Source organism: Alcanivorax sp. HI0044, assembly GCF_001634945.1.
Window position 1 is genome coordinate 1 of the sequence record NZ_LWEZ01000640.1, and the last position, 466, is coordinate 466.

General features: G+C 62.4%; 1 pseudogene. It reads right to left on the reverse strand.

From position 1 onward, the window contains the following. Window positions 1–119 precede the first annotated feature (119 nt). Window positions 120–466: pseudogene (locus tag A3730_RS31290) on the reverse strand (hypothetical protein); the annotation flags it as partial.

Below are 466 nucleotides of genomic sequence, written 5' to 3' on the forward strand. Positions count from 1 at the left end.
CGATAAAAGGGATGATGGGCTAAAAGTCCAGTACCGGATGCCACCCAGAAATGCCCGACCCGCAATCGCTGGTACCGGGGATTAGGCGTCACCCACTTTTTTCTGACCAGCGCAAGCGTCTACGGTTCCGAAGCAAACAGACGAACGCCGTTGTACTCCCGCGATTCCCCCAGATCCGGCCAGGTACAGGACTGCCACTCCCCCAGCAGCCGGTAGCCCGGCGGGTTCAGGTCCGGCACCCGGGAATCCGCCAGCAGCACCGCACCGGCAGCCTGAAAGCGAGCCAGTAACGGCAGGTTATCGCGGTCATAGAGAATATCTGCGGCTGTCACCAGGTCCGCCTCTGCCAGGGAGGAGTCCAGATCATTGCTCAGCACCACCTCGACGCCGTTCTCCCGGGCGTTCATGGCCGTGGCCGTGAGCGCATCCTCGTCCAGATCACAGGCGATGACCTTGCGTGCCCCGG